Annotated in this window: 18 protein-coding genes and 2 pseudogenes; 10 read left to right on the forward strand and 10 right to left on the reverse strand. The window is 62.8% G+C overall.

From position 1 onward, the window contains the following. Window positions 1–391: 391 nt before the first annotated feature. The 6 genes from ACSFBC_RS05365 to ACSFBC_RS05390 all read right to left on the reverse strand — a co-directional run bounded on the left by ACSFBC_RS05365 (window position 392) and on the right by ACSFBC_RS05390 (window position 6,103). On the reverse strand, window positions 392–2,605 hold the full coding sequence (locus ACSFBC_RS05365) for an EAL domain-containing protein (RefSeq protein WP_435509301.1): 2,214 nt from the start codon (window positions 2,603–2,605) through the stop codon (window positions 392–394). Between the two features lie 13 nt (window positions 2,606–2,618). Beyond that, a complete protein-coding gene (locus tag ACSFBC_RS05370) occupies window positions 2,619–3,464 on the reverse strand; it encodes a substrate-binding domain-containing protein (RefSeq protein ID WP_435509302.1) in 846 nt (281 codons plus the stop codon). Between the two features lie 643 nt (window positions 3,465–4,107). After that, on the reverse strand, window positions 4,108–4,533 hold the full coding sequence (locus tag ACSFBC_RS05375) for a BLUF domain-containing protein (protein ID WP_435509303.1): 426 nt from the start codon (window positions 4,531–4,533) through the stop codon (window positions 4,108–4,110). After that, the gene (locus ACSFBC_RS05380; protein ID WP_435509304.1) at window positions 4,487–4,762 is read right to left on the reverse strand and encodes a hypothetical protein; all 276 of its coding nucleotides are present in this window, start codon (window positions 4,760–4,762) and stop codon (window positions 4,487–4,489) included. The genes ACSFBC_RS05375 and ACSFBC_RS05380 overlap by 47 nt, the downstream gene beginning before the upstream one ends. Window positions 4,763–5,308: 546 nt before the next feature. Continuing rightward, window positions 5,309–5,611, reverse strand: coding sequence for a hypothetical protein (locus ACSFBC_RS05385; RefSeq protein ID WP_435509305.1), 303 nt, complete (start codon window positions 5,609–5,611; stop codon window positions 5,309–5,311). 144 nt (window positions 5,612–5,755) lie between these two features. After that, window positions 5,756–6,103 (reverse strand): hypothetical protein, encoded by a 348-nt coding sequence (locus tag ACSFBC_RS05390; protein ID WP_435509306.1) that lies wholly within the window; start codon window positions 6,101–6,103, stop codon window positions 5,756–5,758. A 143-nt stretch (window positions 6,104–6,246) separates the two neighbouring features. Between ACSFBC_RS05390 and ACSFBC_RS05395 the strand changes: the two genes are divergently transcribed. After that, complete coding sequence (locus ACSFBC_RS05395) at window positions 6,247–7,359, forward strand: IS5 family transposase (protein ID WP_435509307.1); 1,113 nt, start codon at window positions 6,247–6,249, stop codon at window positions 7,357–7,359. Window positions 7,360–7,576: 217 nt separating this feature from the next. Beyond that, window positions 7,577–8,565: pseudogene (locus ACSFBC_RS05400) on the forward strand (IS630 family transposase). Between the two features lie 217 nt (window positions 8,566–8,782). Here ACSFBC_RS05400 and ACSFBC_RS05405 read toward each other — a convergent pair. Then, complete coding sequence (locus ACSFBC_RS05405) at window positions 8,783–10,219, reverse strand: sensor domain-containing diguanylate cyclase (protein WP_435509308.1); 1,437 nt, start codon at window positions 10,217–10,219, stop codon at window positions 8,783–8,785. 865 nt (window positions 10,220–11,084) lie between these two features. Here ACSFBC_RS05405 and ACSFBC_RS05410 point away from each other — a divergent pair. Beyond that, on the forward strand, window positions 11,085–11,393 hold the full coding sequence (locus ACSFBC_RS05410) for a hypothetical protein (RefSeq protein ID WP_435509309.1): 309 nt from the start codon (window positions 11,085–11,087) through the stop codon (window positions 11,391–11,393). A 107-nt stretch (window positions 11,394–11,500) separates the two neighbouring features. On the opposite strand, the gene ACSFBC_RS05415 is transcribed toward ACSFBC_RS05410, so the two are convergent. Further along, on the reverse strand, window positions 11,501–11,893 hold the full coding sequence (locus ACSFBC_RS05415; protein ID WP_435509310.1) for a VOC family protein: 393 nt from the start codon (window positions 11,891–11,893) through the stop codon (window positions 11,501–11,503). Window positions 11,894–12,158: 265 nt separating this feature from the next. On the opposite strand from ACSFBC_RS05415, the gene ACSFBC_RS05420 reads away from it, so the two are divergent. Both ACSFBC_RS05420 and ACSFBC_RS05425 read left to right on the forward strand, forming a co-directional pair. Further along, on the forward strand, window positions 12,159–12,491 hold the full coding sequence (locus ACSFBC_RS05420; protein ID WP_435509311.1) for an IS66 family transposase: 333 nt from the start codon (window positions 12,159–12,161) through the stop codon (window positions 12,489–12,491). A gap of 177 nt (window positions 12,492–12,668) precedes the next feature. Then, window positions 12,669–13,205, forward strand: a complete 537-nt coding sequence (locus ACSFBC_RS05425) for an H-NS family nucleoid-associated regulatory protein (RefSeq protein ID WP_435509312.1) — start codon at window positions 12,669–12,671, stop codon at window positions 13,203–13,205. 188 nt (window positions 13,206–13,393) lie between these two features. Here ACSFBC_RS05425 and ACSFBC_RS05430 read toward each other — a convergent pair. Continuing rightward, window positions 13,394–13,497: pseudogene (locus ACSFBC_RS05430) on the reverse strand (type IV secretory system conjugative DNA transfer family protein); the annotation flags it as partial. A 69-nt stretch (window positions 13,498–13,566) separates the two neighbouring features. Between ACSFBC_RS05430 and ACSFBC_RS05435 the strand changes: the two are divergent. The 5 genes from ACSFBC_RS05435 to ACSFBC_RS05455 all read left to right on the forward strand — a co-directional run bounded on the left by ACSFBC_RS05435 (window position 13,567) and on the right by ACSFBC_RS05455 (window position 21,300). Beyond that, window positions 13,567–16,383, forward strand: a complete 2,817-nt coding sequence (locus ACSFBC_RS05435; protein ID WP_435509313.1) for a cation-translocating P-type ATPase — start codon at window positions 13,567–13,569, stop codon at window positions 16,381–16,383. Window positions 16,384–16,861: 478 nt separating this feature from the next. After that, complete coding sequence (locus ACSFBC_RS05440; RefSeq protein ID WP_435509314.1) at window positions 16,862–17,002, forward strand: hypothetical protein; 141 nt, start codon at window positions 16,862–16,864, stop codon at window positions 17,000–17,002. An 80-nt stretch (window positions 17,003–17,082) separates the two neighbouring features. Beyond that, window positions 17,083–18,087: a 2-hydroxyacid dehydrogenase gene (locus tag ACSFBC_RS05445; protein WP_435509315.1), complete on the forward strand. Its 1,005-nt coding sequence runs from the start codon at window positions 17,083–17,085 to the stop codon at window positions 18,085–18,087. Next, window positions 18,084–19,724 (forward strand): L-lactate permease, encoded by a 1,641-nt coding sequence (locus ACSFBC_RS05450; protein ID WP_435509316.1) that lies wholly within the window; start codon window positions 18,084–18,086, stop codon window positions 19,722–19,724. Before ACSFBC_RS05445 ends, ACSFBC_RS05450 begins: the two co-directional genes overlap by 4 nt. 70 nt (window positions 19,725–19,794) lie before the next feature. After that, window positions 19,795–21,300 (forward strand): DASS family sodium-coupled anion symporter, encoded by a 1,506-nt coding sequence (locus ACSFBC_RS05455; RefSeq protein ID WP_435509317.1) that lies wholly within the window; start codon window positions 19,795–19,797, stop codon window positions 21,298–21,300. 239 nt (window positions 21,301–21,539) lie between these two features. Here the strand turns inward: ACSFBC_RS05455 and ACSFBC_RS05460 are convergent, their stop codons facing one another. Then, complete coding sequence (locus tag ACSFBC_RS05460; RefSeq protein WP_435510022.1) at window positions 21,540–23,474, reverse strand: sigma-54-dependent Fis family transcriptional regulator; 1,935 nt, start codon at window positions 23,472–23,474, stop codon at window positions 21,540–21,542. Window positions 23,475–23,570: the final 96 nt, after the last annotated feature.

The raw sequence follows: 23,570 nt of genomic DNA on the forward strand, positions 1-23,570 counted from the left end.
ACTTCTTGAGGCGTACAAGCGTCTTCAAACTGTGGGTCTACCGGTCGCTCCACCAGCCGCGTACCCGTACCGAGAAACCGCTCTTGGAAATGCGAGGCGCTGGTAGTGAGTCGACTACTTTCCCCGGACCACCTCGCCGTCTCGCTGCGTTACTAAGCGTCGACTCAAAAGTTGAACGTCGCGACAAAACACACCGTCCGTCGGGTTGGTCGCGGCACCGCTGCTGTTGGCCACGCGGATGCACGCCGTGTCGGCTGCGGTGGTGACGGCCGTGGCTGTTAGGTCTGTGGGGAAGCCTGCCGGCGGCGTGACCCCGCCGATGCTCCGGTTGCGGCACGGTAGATGGTCCCGCTCAGATCCTGCGTCCCGCCAATGGTCGCGGTGCTCAGAGTCAAAGTTCGGCGCGATGTTCAAGCTGCGCAAACAGGGGCGAGGGCATGCAGACGCCGTAACCCTGTGCGTAGTCGACGCCAAGCGCCCGCAGTTCTTCGATGATCTCGGCGTTTTCGGCATACTCAGCGATCGTCTTGATCCCCATGATGTGCCCGATGCGGTTGATCGTCTCGGTCATCGCCTTGTCGACCGCATCACTTTCCATGTTCTTGACGAAGCTGCCGTCGATCTTGAGGTAGTCGACTGGCAAATTCTTGAGGTAGGCAAATGAACTGGTCCCGGTGCCGAAATCGTCAAGCGCGAAAAGAAAACCCAGGGCTCGGCATTCGGCCATGAACGCGGCGGCCTTAGTGAGGTTGTTGATGGCCGCGCTTTCCGTGATCTCGAAACAGATCGAATGCCTGGGCAACGCGTGGGCATGGGCCTGCTGGCGCACGAACTCAACAAATCCTTCGTCATTGAGCGACGTGCCGGACAGATTGATTGCACAAGTCAACGGCTGCTCGCCTCGCTGCTCCACCAGGGATCGATAGCCGGAAAATACCGCACCAATGACCCAGCGGTCGATCGCCGGCATCAGGTTGTAGCGCTCGGCCGCCGGTAGAAAGTTTCCTGGCTGGATCAGATTGCCGCCCTCATCGATCATCCGGATCAGCACTTCCAGATGGCAGCTGGCAGCATGCGGATTGGTTAACTGAAGGTAAGTTTGGTGGTACAGAACGAATCGGTCTTCCGCCAAGGCTGCATTGATCCGGGCAATCCAGTTCATCTCCCGTCGGCGGACCGCCATCTCGCTTTCACCGGCACGATAGACGCTCACTCTGTTTCGACCTTGCTCCTTGGCCCAGTAGCAGGCGGTGTCCGCCATGCCCAGCACCTCTGCGCTGCTGATGCAGTCCGCAGTGACGGGGGCAAGCCCAATGCTCACCCCCACGGTAAACACCTTGGTGTCCCGAGTGAGCCGGTAGCGACCGACCGTCGCGAGCAGATCGGCGGCAATGATCTGTGCATTTTCAAGCGAGCACTCCCATAGCAACAGTCCGAACTCGTCGCCTCCCAGGCGTGCCAGCGTGTCGAACTTGCGCAGTTGCGAGCGCAGCAGTTGCCCGACTTCCTTCAGAAGATCATCGCCCGCGGCGTGGCCACATGTGTCATTGACCACCTTGAACTGATCCAGGTCCATGTAGCAAACGACATGCTCCAGCCCGTCCGCTCTGGTGCTCGCCAATGAAGCCGCCAGTAGCGATTCAAACTCTCTCCGGTTGACCAAGCCCGTCAGCGTGTCGTGCGAGGCTTCCCAGGAACGTTGCTGCGCGATGCCGCGGGCGACGCTGACGTCACGCAGGGTCAGCACACCGCCGGTGACCTCACCCTCGGAGTCGCAAATCGGAGCCGCGTTGTTGTCGATGCTCAAACTGCTCCCGTCGCGTCTGACGAGGGTGAGATCGCCTTGCGCTACAACGATGCGGTTTTCGGCGAGGGCTTGACCCAGCGGATCGACCACGGGGGCACCAGAGGCGGCGTCGAACAGTTGGAGAATTTCGGCAAGAGGCTTGTATCTGGCCTCGTCGAAGGTCCAGCCGCAAAGCGTCTGTGCCACAGGGTTCATGAACTCGACGCGGGTCTGCGCATCCGTCGTGATGACCCCATCGCCGATGGATCGGAGCGTCACCTCTGCCCGTTGCTTCTGGTCGAACAGGTCCCTTGTCACGCGCCGAAGGGCCCGCAGCGGTAAGGTGCGCAGGGCGAGGAATACCAGGCCTCCGAGCAGAAGCCCGGCCAGTGCCGCACCCACCACGCCATAGATGATCCCGCGCGCGGAATCGCGCACTTCGACCCGCCCGGCTGCCCGCGAAGCGTCATAAATCATGTGCGAGCGCCGCACCAACGGCGGCATGGGTGCAGTTCCCGCCTCCGCCACAAGTTCTCCGCGCGCATCGAAAACCTGAACCGCTTCTGATTCAAGCCGCACCGGCTCGCGCTCAAGCAAGCCCTGAAGCCGGTTCTCAGCGAACATCCACATTTCCGGCGTGGTTGCAACCAGTCTTTCGATGGCCGTCGCCTTGACCTTCGCCTTGAAGTCCAACCCAGCACTGAAACTCTCGTACGCCACGCCGGCGTAGCCCAACGGCAGGGCGACAGCAACGACCGAGGCAACCAAGATCGCAAAGCGGCTGACGACGGATGTGATCTTGTTGTCGATCGACTTCATCTGGTGCGGTTCATCAAGGCACCCAGTGCCCGGTGCGCATCAGCACTTCGCGTCCCGCAGACGACTCCAGAAAGGACAGGAACAGTCTTGCCTCCACTGACGGTTCTCGACCGGTGATGACGAAGCACCGTTTCACATGAGGGTATTTGCCGGATGTGGCATTGGCGACTGTCGCATCGACACCATCCAAGGTCAGCGCCCGCAGGTCGCGGCCTTCAGACAGGATCAACGACAGGGTCATCACTCCGATGGCGCCTGGAATGCTTTCAGCATGGTCTGCGGCTTCCTGATCCGTCGTCGCAAAGGGCAACCCCGGACGTTGCTCGGCGATGGCTAAGCCGGCGTCCATCTCCTTGGACATCGACCTCAGCTGCCGTGTGGTGTCATCTCCAGCTTGGCGCAGTATGGGACGGGTCTTTGCGCCTCCGGTCCACTCTGGCATCCTCCCCGAATAGATGTCCGCCATCTGGGCGAGCGTAAGCGCCTTGATCGGCGATTTGGGCGACACTGCAAAGACCAGGGGCGTGCGTGCGTACTCGACCGAGACGGCCCCCTGCTTGGTTTCATCATCGCTGAGCGGCCGAGCGCTCAATCCCACGTCCAGTTGGCCCTTCGGCACGGCTTTGATCGCGCCGCTGGTGCCCAGACTGGGAAGCACGACCACCCTGATGTCGGGATGCTGCTTGTTGAAGGCTTCGCCTACCATCCGCATGGCGCCGAGCGCACTACCCGTTCCGCCGATCTTGATCTCAGCCGCCGCGACAGCATTGCCTACGGAGGCTAGTGAAAAGCTGAGAATCGCGACTGCGAGCAAGCGGCGGCCCCAAGGCTGCGCCTCTGTTTGGTTCTTGGTGTGCAAAGCTTGTGTTTCCTTACATCGCCTGAACTCAGGGCCGATGCCGTGTGGGGTAAGTGAATGCCCCATCGTCACGGGGGGTCATGGTCAGGAAGCTCTTGGGTAGCGCAGCTTTCGTAGGCAATTGTTACCCTCCCGGCGCAGCTGAACCGTAGGTGAGAGGCCCGAAGGACTGCTCTGCGTGTAACGCTTGCCCCGATCCGAGGAGAAAGTCCTAGGCAGGGGGCGACGCGCGGCCCATAACCTAGCGCAAAAACTCCACACCGCATTCCTGCGGCGACATGGTTCAGACGGCGATCCCAACGGCCAGGGGACCGCAAGGTCTCGGGCCGCCCGGCCGCCGAGCGACTCGCGGTTGCGGCGGACAAACTCTCTTCAGTCGCCGTCCTGAACGGGTGATCTCTTTCACGACAGCGCTCTCGCTTGTCCAGCCCATCGGCGTTCGCACCGGCGCGGCTACCTCGGCGACAACATGACCGACCAATGCCAGGATTTGCACGGCATCAACCCATTTGCCCTGTTAGCCGCGTGTCGCCGGGCCCGCCGTCACCCCGCCCACGCTGGATCGACCATGCGGGCAACGGAGCGGGAGCCGTAGCCACACTGCATTGAGCCGCTGCCTGCATCCATGGCGCGATGGGAGCGGTCAATCGATGGCGAACTTCCAACCAGCCCCACGGATGAGCGCTCGCACCAGCGGCGCCGAGGTGCTCGGATCGCTCGCGTAGAGGCTCAGATTCTTGCCGGGTGAGAAGCTACGAAAAATGTTTCTTGTGTGGTCGTCCCACTCAAGGAGTGCCATCGCCCAATCGGAGAATGCGCGCTTCGGCACCGCTCGCCTTTCAAGAAGGGTCACGTCGTGGTGCCGAGCGTCTGTGCGGATGCTCGCGAAAAGGGCATCGAGCGCGGCCTCCTCGCCTTCTAGGTACTGCATATAGACGCCGTCGAGGAAACAAAGGACTCCGGTTATCCCTAGTTCGGTATTGACCCGCCGCGACCAAGCAAGAACGCCGGGGATGTCATCTTCAGCATTGGTACGAGCATGACTCGCATAGACGATACGTGTAAGCATGGGCGAGCCTAAAGCCAAACGGCGCGCTCTCCCCGGCACTAGTACACGCTTTGCTCCGATGTACCTCTTGCTTCTTCTGAATGCTACACCGCAGCCGGGAGCTCGACGAGCCTTGAAGCCATGACGTAAGGCTCAGACGCGCAGCGAGAAGATTCAGGATTTCGTCAGGCGTGTCCGCGCTGGCGACTTCCCTGTAAAGGAAGAAGCGCGCACTTGCACGAGATGCCACAGCTTTTTCATCTGCGGCGACCTCAACTGCGGCGGCTGGTGGTGACTGCGATAGATCAGTGTCGCCCTATGCGGCATCCGTCGGCCCGATAACACAAACATGCTTCAACTGACTGCCTTGGACCACGATCGATCAAGTTGCTCATCACGGCTGAGCAGCCGTCTCAGCAGAACTTCCACCACGGCTTCCTGCGCGCAGGCTTGCTCTCGCTCCGCATGGTCAGGCGGTGATCGAAGCGGCGCCAAACTTCGACCTCATGGCATCGCGCCAACTCTCTCGCGCACGGGGCGCCCATCATCGCCTGGTGTCGCAGACGGTGGGCACGAGTCATCAGTTCGAGATCGGAAAGGGCGCCTGGAGCAGTCATGCCGCGATTGTGTGTGGCCCCGTAGCGCAGCGATATGCACAACGCCACGGTTGCCGCCCGGGATGTAGAGCGCACCCTCGCCGCAGGCGAATTTCGTCGATTTGTTCCGGATCAACCTTGATGCGTCGCTCTAAGCGAGACGCGTAGAACTGGTTTCGGCGCCGAGGCGGCCACTCCAATCAGGGCCAGACCTTGCCAAGCGTAGCCTCCGCTTGATGTTTCAACGCTAACTGAGGCGAGACCCCAAGGATAGCGGCCAGGTCTTCGGTGACTGTTTTGGTGACGGTCAGAACAGGAGCTGACATCTCCAAACGAAGCCTTCGACACGCTTCGTGGAGGGTAAGGTAATCGAATTTGAACACTGCGCGTGAATAGATGCTCAGCGCAACGTGCCGCTCGGGGAACGCACTCCTGAAAGATCCAAACTTGGCAGTGGCCGCTTCAAGCGATTCCAGGTACGCGATGGCTTCGAGAAACGTCACATGAGATCCGCGGCTAGCCACTTATCAGTAGCACCAAAAGAAAGCCCTCCATTGCAGAGGGCTCGTTTTGCGAGCTCTACCGACACCTTCGCCTCCGTCATGGATGGGCGACCGTTGTGCCGATGCTCAGTCGTTGAGCGCGGATTATGCCGTTGCGATCGATAGTGTCAATGCTGGTGCCGAAACTCGTCGGCGATTTGGGCCAATGTGTCGACGATCGCTGCGGCGCGCATGTCCTGCACCTTTGACCGACGATGCGCTCGCCTTGAACACCGTGCAGATGAAGTGGTCCGCCGTCTGCCGCATCCTGACCTCCCACCCAGCGCGGCCGACCTCGGCGAGCGCGGCCTCGGCTACGACGAGGTGCAACGCAGGCCGCGATAGGCCGGTCTTCCAGCGGCGAGCGATATCGGCGTCGCTGATGGCTTCGTCTTCGTCTTCGTCTTCGTCTTCGTCTTCGTCTTCGTCTTCGTCTTCGTAGCCCAGCATCATGTCCTTACCTGAGCACCGTCGATCGTAGCGCGGCCCTGCACGATGCAGCCCTAGCAGGCTGTTGAATTTCTCCCCCGTGTAAACGGGGCTCAAGCAGCCATCGTTGTAGATGCCGTGTTCGTGCTCATGAAGGAGTGAAGACGATGCGTGGCTCAGATGGGATGCAGGAAGCATTGTTCACGGTGGCCAAGCTCGAGGACTTCGTGCCCTCGGACCATCCGCTGAGGGCGATCCGAGGTGTGGTCAACGAGGCCCTGAGCCGCTTGAACGGCCTGTTCAATCTCATCTACGCGGACACGGGTCGAGCCTCGATCGCGCCGGAGAAGCTGCTGCGAGCCATGCTCATCCAGGTGTTCTTCTCGGTGCGCAGCGAGCGCCAGTTGGTCGAGCAGATCCGCTACAACCTGCTGTACCGCTGGTTCATCGGACTGGCCATCGACGATGAGGTCTGGGACCACTCGAGCTTCTCCAAGAACCGCGATCGCTTGCTCGAGCACGCGGTGGTGGAGAGCTTCTTCACCGAAGTGATGGCCTTGGCCGAGCAGCGCAAGCTGCTCAGCCAAGGCCATCACTTCTCCGTGGACGGCACGCTGATCCAGGCCTGGGCCAGCCACAAGAGCTTCAAGCCCAAGGACGCGAACGATGACGGCCCGAACAGCGGTGGTGCCGGGCGCAATGCGCAGACCAACTGGCACGGCAAGCCGCGCAGCAACGCCACCCACGCCAGCACCACCGATCCCGACGCACGGCTGTTCAGGAAGGGCCAGAACACGGCGGCCCTCCTGGCTTACCAGGGGCATGTGTTGATGGAACACCGCTCAGGTCTGGTGGTGGGCGCGGTGGTCACGCATGCCGATGGCTACGGCGAGCGGGCTGCGGCGTTGGCAATGCTGGACACACAGCCAGGCAAGCATCCCCGAACGCTTGCAGCGGACAAGGCCTACGACACACGAGACTTCGTGCAGGCGTGCCGCGAGCGGCGGGTCACGCCGCACGTGGCCAGCCACGAGACGCGCTGGGGCGGCAGTGCCATCGACGCGAGAACGACCCGCCACCCCGGCTACGCAGTGAGCCAGACGAAGCGCAAGCGCATCGCGGAGCACTTCTGCTGGGGCAAGACCGTGGGGCGCATCCGTCAGACGGTCTACCGAGGGATCCGGCTTGTGGACCAGCAGTTCAAGTTGACGATGACTGCGAGCAACATCGTGCGAATGGCGCGAATCTTCAGTTCGATGCCGCAAGCGATGGCCCGATGAGGTGACGCGCAGGCGCCGAAGGCGCATCTGCACCGCCTCGAGCGCCGAACATTCCGCCACGCAACCGCTAAAGAACTCTGCAAACCTCTCGAGGAGGTCACTCGTCAACCTCAAGCGGCGAAATTCAACAGCCTGCTAGTGTCCTGATCGAGAAGTTCGTTGAACTATCGCGAGTGAGCTGAGTCCGTCGTGTACCCCAGCACACGATGAGGCTGGAATGCGCGGAAGACCCAAAGCGGAACTGGTACTGACACAGGCCGAGCATCACGATCTGCAGGCGCTGGCGCGGCGTCGCAAGACAGCGAAGGCAGCGGCGCTGCGTGCGCGCATCGTGCTTGCCTGCGCCGAAGGCATCGAGAATAACGCCGTGGCCGAGCGGCTGCAGGTGACCAAGCAGACCGTGTCCAAGTGGCGTGGGCGTTTCGTGCGCGAACGGCCGGACGGCTTGCTGGATGCACCTCGCACTGGCGCACCAGGTCGATGGCCCGTGAGACGGGCATGACGCAGAACGCCGTGCTGCGCATCTGGCATGCCTCCGGGCTGCAGCCGCATCGGCAGGAGACGTTCAAGCTGTCCACCGACCCGATGCTCATCGACAAGGTGCGTGACATCGTCGCTCTGTACCTGAACCCGCCGCTTAAGGCCATCGTGTTGTGCGTGGACGAGAAGAGCCAGATTCAGGCGTTGGACCGCACACAGCCGATGCTGCCGCTGGCCCCGGGGCCGCCCGAGCGACGTACGCACGACTACGTACGTCAAGACACGACCACGCTGTTCGCGGCGCTGGACGTGGCCACCGGCAAGGTCATTGGACAGACGCAGCGGCGCCATCGCAGTGCTGAGTTCTTGAAGTTTCTGCGCACCGTGGAGGCCAACGTCCCTGCAACGCTGGACATCCACTTGGTCATGGACAATAACGGCACGCACAAGGCCGACGCCATCAAACGCTGGCTGCTTGCACGGCCTCGCTTTCATTTCCACTTCACGCCCATATCGGCGTCCTGGCTCAATCAGGTCGAGCGCTGCATCCGCCGCGGCACGCATCGCTCCACGCAGGCGCTGGAGAAGTCCATCCGCGCTTATGTCGATCTGAACAACCAAGAACCTCGACCATTCTCCTGGACCAAGACCGCTGACGAGATCCTCGCCAGCATCGAGCGGTTTTGTCTTCGAACTCTCGACAAGGACACTAGTGTCGTGAGTTAGAAGTTCATTGAACTAATGTTGCCCATTGCGGTCAGTCGTGTCCTGTTCGAACATGACGAGGTGGCAATGAGAGGCAAACCTAAAAGCGAACTGGTGCTCAGCGATGCGGAGCGCCAACAACTCACCGCGTTGACCTTGCGGGGCCAAGACCGCGCAGCCGCAGCCCGAATTTAGCGATTCACCCACGCCGATCAAAATGGCCTCAGCGCCATGTTCATCATCTTGCCGACGCTACTCTGACGATGTTTCGACCGTCTTGTTTAGCTCGATAGAGAGCCTCGTCAGCAGCTTTCAGGAGCTCGACCGGGGTGCTCTCGTGCGTCGGCTTCCAAGCGGCAACGCCGAGACTGACCGAAACAGTGCCGAGGCTGGTTGCACCATGGGGAATTTGAAGGTTCTGCACCGCAACGCGTGCCCGCTCGGCCACCTCATTTGCACTCCGGGCATCCGTGTCCGGAAACAGCAGAACCATTTCCTCACCCCCGTAGCGGGCAACAAAATCACCCGAACGCAGCGCCGAACGCAGCGCGTGAGCTACCTGCCGCAAGCATGCGTCGCCCGCCAGGTGGCCGTAGAGATCGTTGTACTTCTTGAACTCGTCGACGTCGACCATCACGATCGCCAATGAGTTCTGATTGTCCTGTGCATGCTGAAAGGCTTGGACGAGGCGCGTGTCGAAGTAGCGGCGGTTGGGTAAACCGGTTAGACCATCCTCCTGCGCGAGACGCGCGAGTCGTTCATTGGCTGACGTCAGCGCGTCGCGCGTGCTGCGCAGGCGCTGCTCGACCAGCAAACGGCGACGCATCGACTGAATCAGGTAGGTGCCCGAGGCGCCCACGATCATGCACAAGAGGACAACCCAAATCGTCTGGTAGATCGAGGCGGTCTGCCAATCCTGCAGTGCCTCGTCCTTGCCTACCGCCACGGTGACAAGCACCGGATAGTCCACTAGATGCTCGAAGCTGATGATCCGATTCACACCGTCGATGGAGGAGATCCCCTCGATGGTGCCAGCCCGTTGGGCTTCGAACAGCTTGCGCAGCGGCGATGGGGTATTGCGCCGTCCCATGTCCTCTTCCCTGTACGGCCTTCGGACCAAGAGTTGGTTGGTGTGGAACGCGGCGATCGCCCCCTGCTCCCCGATTTGGAATTGATCGAGTACCGCACGCAGGTGTTTCACACTGAGCGTCGCGAGCACGACACCGGCAAACTTGCCATCGGGATCGTTGATGCGCCGTGACACGGGGATCACCCATTCGCCAGACGAACGACTAATGATAGGTCCGCCGATCAGCGTGCGGACGCTCTGGTTTTCCCGGTGGTGGATGAAATAATCCCGGTCTGAATTGTTACGGGTCGGGCCGACTAGCGCTTCTGAATGAACCAGCCAGCGACCATGCTCATCGTAGACAAAAAGACCGTTGATACTTGGGATTTCGGATACTTGAGTGACCAGTACAGGCTGAAGGCGCTGCAAGGTGTTGGGCGTGATGTCCGAGCGTTCCAGTTCGAAGACGATGCCCGAGACAATGTGCTCGGCCAGTGCGAGAGCCCCTTCAAATTGTTGGCCGACCGAATGCACCAAATTCCTGTTCTCTCGTGTGATCTGGCTCACTTCCGTCGCATGGGCGCGGACGATGAGCCAGGTATTCATCGCGAGCAGGGTCAAGCAGATGGCAACCACGAAGAGTGTCGTCGTTCTGACGACACGGCTGCGGCGACGCTGAATTTTCCGCGCGCTTAGACGGGCCATGCGGAGTCGGCAAGCGCCGGAGATAAAATCGGAGAAGCAGTTTTTTTCATCGGGATTGACCGGAACCCAAAAGAGACTCTGGTGCAGGTAAATACCGGGGGCATGTGAACCGTGTCACTTTGCATGATGTGCAGCGCCGCATTCGTCTTTCAGCAGCATCAAAACATCGATTAAATCTCGGGAACGACGATTTTCTGCGAAAAAACCCTAGGCAGACGGGTCAGACGCCGTTTTCGTAGGTAAAAAGGCGGTGTCATCGTTGCACCTAGGAACGATTAATGGCTGTCCCAACTGAACTCCCTGAAAACCACTATGACTCCGTGGGCCACACGCAAAGAGATCTCGATTTTACTAATGTGCGTTGTGATTGTCGTTCTCACTGGCCTGCTTTTCTCGCTGGATAGTCGAAACGCCTCGGACGAGGCGCAGCCAGACTCAAGCGTTGTCAAAAGTTCCGATTTAGAGCGTTGACGCGCGCTGCGCAGCAGCTTCGCTCAGGCTTGTGCTTAGCACTTCGACGCAATAGGGCTTGCTGAGGACGACGGCGCCGCGGCTGTCCTGCTGGCTCGTGTAACCCGTAGAACAACTGCCGGCAGTTCCGGGCGGTTCGCCGCCCGACACCCAGCCACCAGGTCAAGCCCTGTCATCTTGCAGGCATGAACACACGGTGACCCTTCAGAATCGACGGTGATCAGGGCGGAAGGCAATGATCAGTCCGTGGCCTCTCAGTCGAGAACGGCGGAGAGATCCCTCCGACGAGATCGAGTTGCTGTTCGAACCCTTGTTCCAGCGCAGCACGCCATCGGTGTACAAGGCCGGATGCACCTCGGACTTCCCGGCATGGCTGGCTACGAGATTTCAGAGCGGATACGTCAAAGCATCTCCGACCAGCGCCGAAAGTGCTTTTGGTTGCGCTCACTGGCTACGACTCGCCGGCCGACCGCGCCAAGACGCATGCGCACAGTTCGATCACCACGTGGCTAAGCCGGCAGACATCGATACGATCCTGACGTTGATGGCCAGCCACCTCTATAGCGTTGCTGCGATGGGCTGGTTTCGCTCGACCTCATCATGATACCTAGCCTGCCGCCTATCGTAGAGCCCTGTCGTACGCGCGCTCTCATGGTTGGCCATCTGCTGGGTGACCTCGAGCTTCCGTAAGCGGTCAATTAACCACGCTCTTCATAGGGGCGCATTGATCACTGCCTCGATTCGGAAGCCTTCAGGGTCGATCACGAACGCTGCGTAGTAATTCCGGCCGTAGTGTTCTCTCAAACCCGGTGCGCCGTTGTCAGTTCCGCCGTTCGCCAGTGCCGCAGCATGGAACTGGTCGACGGCTTCGCGGGAGCTGGCACTGAACGCAAGATGGGATCCGGATCCTGGAGCATGCACGCCCTCGTCTGTGAGGTTGAGTAGGAACTGGTCTCCCTGCCCAGGAAGTCCATATCCCACTGACTGAGGGCCGTCCCACACGCGAACTTGCCCAAGGGGAGCAAGAGCTGCGTCATAGAACGTCGCCATCGCTTGTAGATCAGAGACACCAAAGGAGATGTGGTGCAGCAAGGGAAGCGTCATTCGAGGAACCCGAGAGAGTTGTGTTGTCACCCAAGCTTAGCCTCACAGCTCATCGCTCCCTGAACAAGGGCATGGTTGATTGACCGCTTACGGCCTATGCGCGCGGTGCCTCCGATCCGGTGCCGGGAGTGGTCTACGACTTCGGCCTTGGGCGAGGGGCGCAGTGCCCCTCGCGTCCTTACAGCGGCAGACAATGGTCCCAACGGTGGCTGAGCTTGGAGCGGCACGTTGGTGCGAGACGAGTACAGGGCAATATGAGCAGGTGATGGCAGCCAAGCCCGTTCGCATCGCAGCGGGATGTCTGGCCCACGCGAGGAGGAAGTTTGACGAACTGCTGCGCGACAACGGCAAGAGCGCCGTTGCCACCGAAGCGCTGCAACGCATTGCCCGGAACTACCGCATTGAGCGGGAACTGGTCACGCTGACGAGCCAGGAACGCCTGGCCAGCAGGAACATTGTCACGCAGTCGCCATGGGAAGAGCTACACACATGGCCGCAACTGGAACGTGCCCGCGTGCACGACGCAGTGCCACGGCTAGCCGCTTACTGCGCCTTTGAGGACGAGTTCGCACGGTTGCTGTCGACGTCGCCCGATTGAGATCCAACTTGCTTTCCACCAGCGTAGTGCGATGTGCATCAGGCGTGATCAGACGACTCGGGGCTAAGAGTACTCGTCCGTTTTTATTGCTTTCCTCATCGAAAAGGAGCGGCGCAACACAAGGCTAGGACGGAGTGAGAGTAAGCTCGGCTCTTCTTGAATTAGAGGTAGAGCCCAATGGCACAAACTTACGCAAAGCTGCAGAAGCAGATCGAAGTGCTTCAGCGCCAAGCAGAGGCGATTCGCCTTAGCGAAATCCAAGGGGTCATCGATCGCGTTAAAGTGGCGATTGCACACTATGACTTGACACCAGAGCATCTCTTTGGAAAGGTGAGCACAAGTACCCACCAGAAGAAGAAATCGAAGGGCAAGGCAGACAAAGTCGGCAAAGAACCGAAGTATGCGGATGGTACCGGCAACACTTGGGGCGGCCGCGGCCCACGTCCACGCTGGCTACGCGACGCCATCGGCAGCGGTGCAAGCCTTGAAGACTTTCGGGCAGAGATTGGAAAAGTTGCAGCAGGTAGGTCGGGAGCGGAAAAAAATGAGCTTTCGGTGCAGAACTCAAAACCCGCAAAGGCGTCCAAGCGCGCCCAGTCTGCTGTTCGGTATACAGACGAAGCGGGCAATACATGGACGGGCCGCGGGCCGAAGCCCGGTTGGCTCAAGATGGCCATTGCCGCAGGCAAGGAACTGAGCGACTTTTCGAAGTAACAAAAGGGTTGCTACGGTGCGGGGCTTTTGTGGTCGAGAGCGAGCAATAGAAGCCGTCACCTGTCCGCACTACCGAGAGTTTTTGCTCGGCCCCTGCACGTCCTCCAGCCGCAGCGCATCCGATTGCGGGAGAGCGCATGGACTATCCGCTGAAGTGTGGGAGCAACCTGCCGGGCCACAGCTGTCCTTAGCAGACAATGGCTGAAGCGCGTGCGGGGCCTGCGGTGAGGTTCCAGTTCTCGGCCTTGATGTCGTGAATCACGGCAGAACCGGTCCAGGGCAGCAGCGTGATCAGGCGCGCCTGCGCAGCACGACCCGCCTCTCCTTGTGATAACCAAGGAACTGCGGCAGCATCGCGGCGATGACCGTTGAAACGAAGCTGGAAGATCCGTCAACCCTCGATGCCGATGCCGTGGCCCGGGCACTGGGCACCAACCTCGAAAACGGACTCGATGCGGACCAGGCGGCTGCCCGACTCGCAAGCGCTGGCCCCAACGAACTTCGTGCTGCGCCGCGCGAGCCCACTTGGCGCCGCCTCTTGCGCCAGTTCCAGGATCCGCTGATCTACCTGTTGCTGGCTGCCGTGGCTGTTGCCCTTGCGGCGTGGTTGATCGAAGGACGGCACGGCTGGCCGGTGGATGCGGTCGTGATCGCGTTGGTCATCGTCTTGAACGCTGGGCTCGGCTATGCGCAGGAAGCCAAAGCCGAGAACGCGGTAGGCGCGCTCGCCAGCATGACCGCCGCGACATGCTCAGTTTTGCGCAACGGCGCGCGGCTTCGTATCCCGAGCGCAGAACTCGTGCTCGGCGACGTACTGGTGCTCGACGAAGGCGACCTCGTCGGCGCCGATGCACGGTTGGTTCGGGCCGCCGCGCTGCGTATCCAGGAGGCCTCGCTCACCGGCGAGAGCGAGGCGGTACTGAAAGACCCAGCCACCTTGCCAGCGCCGACGCCACTTGGCGACCGGGTGTGCATGGTCTTCAAAGGCACAGCGGTGGCACAGGGCACCGGCCGTGCCATCGTGACCGCAACCGGCATGGCGACCGAGATGGGCGCGATCGCCAGCATGCTCGATGCCACGGCAGAAGAGCCGACGCCATTGCAGAAGGAAGTTGGCCGCATCGGCCGCATGCTCGGCGTCGCCGTCGTGATCATTGCGGTCGTCGTGGTCGCAACCGTCCTTCTGATGTCGGACATCCGTGGCGCATCCGACTTGATAACCGTGCTGCTGCTCGGCGTGTCGTTGGCCGTGGCTGCGGTGCCGGAGGGGCTGCCGGCCATCCTCTCCGTGGTCCTTGCAATGGGCGTGCAACGCATGGCCAAGCGCCAGGCCATTGTGAAGAAACTGTCGTCGGTGGAAACCTTGGGCTCCGCTTCTGTGATCTGCTCTGACAAGACCGGCACGCTGACACGATCAGAAATGACGATCCAGCGCGTCGCGACGGCATCCGGCGACACGCTTGTCACCGGCGTGGGCTACGCTCCCGAGGGAAAGGTGGAATACGACGGCGCAGAGATCGAACCCGGCGCGCTGTTGAACGAGCAGATCGTGGTTCTCAGCGGCGGCAGCTTGGCGGGCAACGCAGACTTGCGCCAGGGTGACGATGGACGATGGGAAATCCAGGGCGACCCCACCGAAGCGGCCTTCCTGGTCGCCGAGTGCAAGCTCGGCGCGACCGAGCGACGTCAGCGACGCTTCGAACGCATTGGTGAGATTCCGTTCACGTCAGACCGCAAGATGATGTCGACCATCGAACGCGACAGCGAGCATGGGGGTGAGATCGTCGTCATCACGAAGGGGGCCCCCGACGTCCTGCTCGAACACTGCACGCGTGCACGCGTCGGCATGGACGTCGTGAATCTCGACGACGAACTTCGATCGCGTGCCCTCGCTGCCGTGACGCGGCTCACCGACGAGGCCCTGCGCACGCTCGCCGTCGCCTACCGGCCGCTGGAGGCAGGCGAGCGTGACGAGGCTTCACCCGGCCTGGAGCGCGACCTGATCTTCGTCGGCACGGTCGGCATCATCGACCCGCCGCGCCCCGAGGCTGCGGTGGCGATCCGCGAAGCGCACCGGGCCGGGATCCGCGTGATCATGATCACCGGCGACCACCCGCGCACCGCGGCACGTATCGCCGCCGACCTCGGCATCGTCGATCCGGGGGCGAAGGCGCTGACCGGCGCAGAACTCGATGAACTCGACGATGCCGGCCTCGCCGCGGCGGTGCGCGCGACATCGGTCTACGCCCGCGTGGCGCCGGTCCACAAGCTGCGCATCGTGGATGCGCTGCAGGCCGACGGCAACATCGTCGCGATGACAGGGGACGGCGTCAACGATGCGCCAGCGCTGAAGTCCGCCGACATCGGGGTGGCGATGGGCGTCACCGGCACCGAGGTGACCAAGCAGGCCGCAAAGATGATCCTCGTGGACGACAACTTCGCGACCATCGTCGAGGCGGTGCGCGAAGGCCGCGGCATTTTCGACAACATCCGCAAGTTCCTGCGCTACCTGCTGTCGTCCAACATGGGCGAAGTGCTGACCGTCTTCCTCGGCGTCGTGGGCGCCAGTGTGATCGGCCTCGCAGGCGGTGGTGAGGCCGTGGTGCTGCCCTTGCTGGCAACGCAGATCCTGTGGATCAACCTCATCACCGACTCCGGCCCAGCACTGGCGATGGGCATCGACCCTGAGACCGAAGACGTCATGGCCGGCAAGCCGCGGAAACCCACTGAGGGCGCGATCGACGCCCGCATGTGGTGGGGTGTGATCTGGATCGGTCTGGTGATGGCGGTGGCTAGCCTGTTGACCATCGACCTCTACCTTCCTGGCGGGCTGCTCGAAGGGTCGCAAAGCCTAGCCAATGCGCGCACCGCAGGCTTTACCGTGCTCGTGTTCGCGCAGCTGTTCAACTGCTTCAATGCACGCTCCGAAACCACCAGCGCTTTCCACCGTATTTTCGTCAACCCGTGGCTTTGGGGCGCGATCGCGCTGTCTGTCGTTCTGCAGGTGGCGGTGGTCCACGTGGGCCTGCTCAACGTCGCGTTCGGCACCGTGCCCCTCGCGCCCGCTCAATGGGCCGTCTGCCTGGGCATGGGTAGTACCGTGCTGTGGTTCGGTGAGTTGCGTAAGCTGGCCCTACGTGCATGGAGCGCCGCCGTGGAGAGGCGGGAGAGCCGGTGAGGCACGCGCTTGTTCAATGATATGTCTCTACCGCGGACGAGCGCCCCCTTGATCGGGACGCCTCATGCACCTCAAAGCACCCCAGCCCCTCTAACGCGGGGCCGTGCGCCCCTTCGACTCATCCAGTCGCGCGGTCGAGCGTGTGGCCATGGCAGAACACAACGCAAACTCGGAAAGATTGCTTTCCTTTCCATGAAGATCAATCACCGTTAAGGATCTTGCCCATGCGAAGCACAACTTTCCCATGTCGTTAGTTTGTCATCATCGCAAAAATCTGCTGGAGTCAACGGCGGGATTGCCGGCGACCGTGAACTCAAGCCTGCGCTTGCGCTTGTGAAAAGCGGAATTCTCGCCCACCCGATTGAGCGGCGATGCGCCGGTTGACTTCCGAACCGGCGCGGAAACCACGTTTGTCTCGGAATTGATTGCTGACCAACCAGCGCGCGTGCGCCGACCTGTTGGAGTGAGAACTCAGGAGTTGCGCGACACCAGTCAGTTGCGGGTCCGCAACGACGCGGCGCATGGCGTGGCTCGCATCGGCGCCGGTTGCGCCAGTGCGTCGGCCGTGGCGCAGGACCGGCATGCGGAACTGATCGGCATCAACCGCAGCGCCGTATGACTCGTTACAGTGACGTGGAGCCGCCAGCCCCGAACTCACCCTGAGCCCGGAGCCCGGTCGTATTCACCCCAAGGACGCCCATGAAAACTGCTGTCTTCAGCGCCCGCCCCTACGACCGACGCTTTCTCGACGAGGCCAACCAGGCCACGTCGACGAAGCCTGCGTTCGACTGTGTCTACTTCGATGTCGCGCTGAATGCCGACACGGCAGCACTGGCACAGGGCTGCCAGGCGGTCTGCGTGTTCGTGAACGATCGGCTGGACGCACCCACGCTCGAGGCGCTGCATGGATTCGGCGTCGGCGCCGTGCTGCTGCGCTGTGCGGGCTTCAACAACGTCGACCTGGCCGCGGCGGCCCGGCTCGGCCTGTTCGTCGCGCGCGTCCCGGCCTACTCGCCCGAAGCGGTGGCGGAGCACACGCTGGCGCTGATCATGACGCTCAACCGCCAGACGCACCGCGCCTACAACCGGGTGCGCGAAGGCAACTTCATGCTCGAGGGCCTGCTCGGCAGCACGCTGCACGGCAAGACCGTGGGCATCGTCGGCACGGGCCGGATCGGCCTGGCGACCGCCCGCATCCTGCACGGCATCGGCTGCGTCGTGCTGGGCTGCGACCCCTTTCCGTCGCCGCAGTTCGACGGGCTAGGACAGATAGTGGCGCTGGACGAACTGCTGGCGCGCTCGGACATCGTGTCGCTGCACTGCCCGCTCACCGAGGCCTCGCGTCACATGATCGACGCCGCCTCGCTGTCGCGCATGAAGGCCGGTGCCATGCTGGTCAACACATCCCGCGGCGCGCTGATCGACACCGGCGCAGTGATCCAGGCGCTCAAGTCCCGCCAACTCGGCCACCTCGCGATCGACGTGTATGAGCAGGAAGGCGCGCTGTTCTTCAAGGACCATTCCGGTGAAATCATCGATGACGAGGTGTTCCAGCGCCTCATGACCTTTCCCAACGTGCTGGTGACCGGACACCAAGGCTTTTTCACGGTCGAGGCGCTGCGCGAAATCTCCGCCACCACCCTCGATAACCTGCGCCACTTCGCCGAACACACGCCCTGCCCCAACCTGGTCGCCGCATCTTGAACGCCGCGCCCGCGCTCATCTGGCAGCAGATCTATGACCCGATGGGCAACCCCAACTTGTCGGCGCTGCTGGCCGCCCTGCCGGTGCTGTTCTTCCTGCTGGCCCTCACCGTCCTCAAGCTCAAGGGCCTGACCGCAGCCCTGCTGGCGATGGCGGTTTCGGCAGCGGTTTCCTTCTTCGTCTTCGGTATGCCGTTCGAGAACATCGTGGGCGCTGCGCTTCTGGGCGTCGCCAACGGCGTCTTCCCGATCGGCTTCATCGTGCTGATGGCGGTGTGGCTCTACAAACTGGCGATCAGGAGCGGCAAGTTCGAAGTGATCCGCGGCAGCATCGCGACCATCTCCGAAGATCAGCGCGTCCAGGTGCTGCTGATCGCCTTCTGTTTCGGCGGCTTTCTCGAAGGCGCCGCCGGCTTCGGCGTGCCGATCGCCATCTGCGCCGCGCTGCTGGTCGAACTCGGCTTCCGGCCGCTCAAGGCCGCCATGCTCTGCCTGCTGGCCAACGCCGCCGCCGGCGCTTACGGAGCCATCGGCATCCCGGTGCTGGTCGGCGCCCAGCAGGGCGGCGTCGATCTGGGGCAGATGTCGCTCATGCTGATCGCCATCGTGCAGATCTGCACCGTGTTCGTGCCCACCGCGCTGGTGTGGGTGCTCGACGGCTGGCGCGGCGTGCGCGAGACCTGGCCAATACTGCTGGTCGTCGGGCTGGTGTTCAGCGGCGTGCAGACGCTCACGCTCTACTTCCTGGGCCCCGAGCTGGTCGACATCCTTGCGCCGCTCGTGAGCATGGCCGGCTTGGCCGGCTTCATGCAGGTCTGGCGGCCGAAGCGCATCTACCGCGAAGCCAACGCGCAGCCCGCGACGGCGCGCAGCGGATCGCTCAAGGACGTGTTGCTGGCCTGGTCGCCCTTCTACATCCTGACCGGCGTGATTCTGGTGTGGAGCCTGCCAGCCTTCAAGGCCTTGTTCGCGACCGGCGGCATGCTGGTCGGCACGGTCATGCGATTGCCGATCGGGCTGCTGCACCAGCGCGTGCAAGAACTGCCGCCGCTGGTGGCGAGCGCCCACACGCTGCCGGCGGTCTGGAGCGTCGGTCTGCTCAACGCCTCGGGCATGGCGATCCTGATTGCGGCGCTGCTCACCACACTGTTCTCGAAGAGGCTGAGCTTCGCCGCGGCGGCGGGAGAGCTGGGCCAGGCGGTGCGCGACATGTGGAAGCCGCTGGCGACCGTCTCGTTGGTGATGGCCGTGGCCTACGTCACCAACTTCTCGGGCGCCTCGTCGACCATCGGCTTCGCGCTGGCGCAGACCGGTGGCCTGTTTCCGCTGCTGTCGCCGGTCATCGGCTGGATCGGCGTGTTCATGACCGGTTCGGTGGTCAACAGCAACACCCTGTTCGCGCACCTGCAGGCCGTGACGGCGACGCAGATTGGCAGCACCGGTGCGCTGCTGGTGGCGGCCAACACGGCGGGCGGCGTGATGGCCAAGCTGGTGTCGCCGCAGTCGATCGCGATCGCGGCGGCAGCCGTCAAGCTGGTGGGGCAGGAGTCCGCCATCATGCGCAGCACGCTGAGCTTCAGCCTCGGCTTGCTCGTGTACGTGTGCCTCTGCACCCTGCTGCTGTCGGCCGTGCTTTGATGACCATCGACATGACAGAGGTCCACGTGCCGGGCAGCATCATCGCCGGCCAACGAAACTAGGATTTCCAGTGTTCACTCGCATCAAGGCAATCTTTCGCTATTTCAACGACGCGGTGCCCTTCCGCCTCGGCCCTGCACTCGTGACCACCGCGGTGCTGATCGCTCTGCTGCTGATCCCCTGCCCCGAGGGGCTCACGCCCAAAGCCTGGCGCCTGGTGGCGATCTTCCTGACCACCATCGTGGCGATCATCCTCAAGGTCATGCCGATCGGTGTGATGGCGATGATGGCGATCGTGATCGTATCGCTGACGCAGGTCACCTCGACCTCGTCCAAGGGCGCGATCACCGATGCGCTCAGCAGTTTCGCCAACCCGCTGATCTGGCTGATAGTGGTAGCAATCCTGATTTCGCGCGGCCTGAAGAAGACCGGCCTGGGTAGCCGCGTCGGCCTGATTTTCATCTCGCTGCTGGGAAAGCGCACGATCGGCATCGGCTACGGCCTCGCGGTCTGCGAGTTGGTGCTGGCGCCGTTCACGCCCAGCAACACCGCACGCGGCGGCGGCATCGTGCATCCGATCATGAAGTCGATCGCCAATGCCTTCGACTCGGATCCGTCGAAGGGCACGCAGGGCAAGGTCGGCACCTACCTGGCGCTGGTCAACTACCACGCCAACCCGATCACTTCGGCGATGTTCGTGACCGCCACGGCGCCCAACCCGCTGGTGGTGGACTACGTCGCCCGGGCGACCAACCAGAGCTTCCATCTGACCTGGACCACCTGGGCACTGTGCATGCTGCTGCCGGGGCTGGTGTGCCTGCTGGTGATGCCGCTGGTGATCTACCTGCTTTCGCCGCCTGAACTCAAGGCCACACCCGACGCGGTGGCCTACGCCCGCAGCGAGCTCGCGAACATGGGGCCGCTGGCGCCCAAGGAGAAGGTGATGATGGGCACCTTCGGCCTGCTGCTGGTACTGTGGGCGAACGTGCCGGCGATGCTGTTGGGGCCGGCCTTCACGCTGGACCCGACGGTGGTCGCCTTCGTCGGGCTTTTCGTGCTGATCATTACCGGCACCATCGACTGGGACGACGTCTTGTCAGAGAAGAGTGCCTGGGACACACTGGTGTGGTTCGGCGCCCTGGTAATGCTGGCCGAGCAGCTCAACAAGGTCGGCGTCATCGCCTGGTTCTCGAACGGCATGAAGGGCGCCATCGTCGCCAGCGGCATGGGCTGGCCACCGATCGCCGCGATTCTGGTGCTGGCCTTCGTGTTCTCGCACTACCTCTTCGCCAGCACCACGGCCCACATCAGCGCGATGCTGCTGGCCTTTCTCGGTGTCGGTGCGCAGCTGATTCCGCCCGCGTATGTGGTGCCGTTCATGCTGATGATGACCGCCGGCTCGGCGATCATGATGACGCTGACCCACTACGCCACCGGCACCTCGCCGATCATTTTCGGCAGCGGCTACGTCACGATGGGCAACTGGTGGCGCGTGGGCTTCGTGATGTGCGTAGTCGAGCTGCTGATCTTCGCAGTCGTCGGTGGTGCGTGGTGGAGGGTGCTCGGGTACTGGTGAGCGCGCAGCACGTTGAGGTCTCATAAAGGTTAACTGGATCGGTCTGGAGCATTGGCAACGCCGCAGTTCCTCGCTCAGTTTCGTTTCGCAGCTACGTCCCCATTTTCCTGCTTTAGACCGGACAGCGAGATGTCTGCACCATCTCGGCGACGTAGCCGGCGGTATCGCGCGGGTCGGGGCGTGTTTCGACGTTTGCCTGCGCCCGCGTACTGGATCCCAGCGCTTGAAGTCTCTGGCTCTTAACGCATTCCCATTTCCCGTAGCTTGCGGTACAACGTGTTGCGGCTGATGCCCAGGCGACGGGCGGCTTCGGACACGTTGCCGGCGCCGGCCTGCATGGCCTGCTCTATGGTGTGTAGCGCCCGGCTGCGCAGGTCGGTGGCCTCATTCACATCGAGGCGCGGCCGGCCGGCGAACCGCAAATCTTCGGCCAGATCGTCTGGAAGATGGCCCCACTCGATCTGCACGTCCGCATCGTCCAGCATGGCGCATGCTGTTTGCAGCGCGTTGTGCAGCTGGCGCAGGTTGCCCGGCCAGTGATAGCCCGACATGGCGAGCGCCAATTTGGGAGCGATTTGCAGGTCCCGGCCGGGCAGCAAGCTGCTGAGCATCCGGGCGGTCAGGTGGGCCTTGTCCTGGCGCTCGCGTAGCGGCGGCAATAGCAACGTGAGACCGTTGAGCCGATAGTACAAGTCCTCGCGAAAGCGCCCTTTGCCCATCTCGTCGCGCAGGTCGCGGTGGGTTGCGCACACCAGGCGGAAGTCCACCGCCACCGGCTTGCCGCCGCCCAGCGGCTGCACCTGCCGGTCTTGCAGCACGCGCAACAGCCGGGCTTGCAGCGCCGGCGGCATGTCGCCGATCTCGTCCAGGAACAGTGTGCCGCCGTGCGCCTCGCGGATTCGGCCGGGCGCGCCGTCGCGGGCCGCGCCGGTGAAGGCGCCCGGCCGGTAGCCGAAGAGTTCCGCCTCGATCAGTGCCTCGGGCAGCGCGGCGCAGTTCACGGCAACGAACGGTCCCTCTCGGCGCATGCCACTGGCATGCATCGCCTGGGCGAACACTTCCTTGCCGACACCCGACTCGCCTTGCAGCAGCACTGCGATCGGCTTGTCCAGCACGCGCCGAGCACGGCTAATGGCCGCCCGCATGGCCGTATCGCCGGTGTCCAGCTCGGCCAGCGGGTCCACCGGCGTTTCCAATGGAAAGCGCGGCGCGGTCCGGCCGGTCTGCGCGGCCACGACATGGCGGCCCGGCTCCACCCGCGCCCACAGTACGCTGCCGTCGTGGCGGCGCACCGGCCGCGGCGCACCGGCGGGATGCCGGCTCCAGGCCTGCAAGGTGGGCAGGTCTAACTGAAGCAGGCGCTCGACGGTACTTTCACCGACGTCCCCGCGTGCGATGCCCAGCATCGCCAGTGCAGCCGCATTGACGCCGATGAGCCAGCCGTCGTCGGAAAGGGCCAGCAGGCCTTCGCTTACGCTGCCGATGCCTTCCGGCTGGGCATGCAGACGCAGTCGCAGGCTGCCGGCATGGCGGGCGTCGAACAGCTTCTGCTCGACCGTGCGCGCCGCCAGCCGCACCAGCGCCAGGGTGTGCCGGTGGTAGCCGCGGTGGTCGCCCGAAATGTCCAGCACGCCCAACATGCGGCCGGCCGAGTCGGTGACCGGCGCGGCCGTGCAGGTGAGAAAGCCGTTGCGCTCTAGATAGTGCTCGCCGCCGTGCACCACCACCGATTCGCCCTCGGCCAGTACGGTGCCGATGGCATTGGTGCCGCGCCACTGCTCGTGCCAGTTGGCGCCGGGGCGCAACGCCACGCGTTCGGCACGTTGCGCAAAACCAGCATCGCCCAATGCCTGCAGGAGCGTGCCCTGGGCATCGGCCAGGATGACCATGCTGCCGGTGTCACGCGTCTGATCGAACAGGAACTCCATCACCGGCTGCGCGTGGGCGACCAGTTCACGCTGCCGGTCCAGCGCACGTGCCAGCTGGGCCGACGATGCATGGGGTGAGCCTGGCGCGCGGCCGGTGGGCACCAGGCCGAACTGGCGGCTGCGCTCCCAGCTGCGGCACAGGGCCGGCGCGATCAGGCCTTGGCCAACTTCGCCTGCCTGGCACAACTGGCGGCGGGCTTCACGGATGTCCGTGCCGGGCGTGCGGCTCGCAATTGATGAGAGCATCAGTGTTTGTCTCCGTGTGGTTTCAGCGGAAATGCGGGATCGAGGTGTCCCGTTTCGTGACAGGTGTTCAGCGCCGAGACACCGTTGCCACAGTCT

Source organism: Variovorax frigidus, from assembly GCF_051216515.1.
Taxonomy (GTDB): Bacteria; Pseudomonadota; Gammaproteobacteria; order Burkholderiales; family Burkholderiaceae_C; genus Variovorax.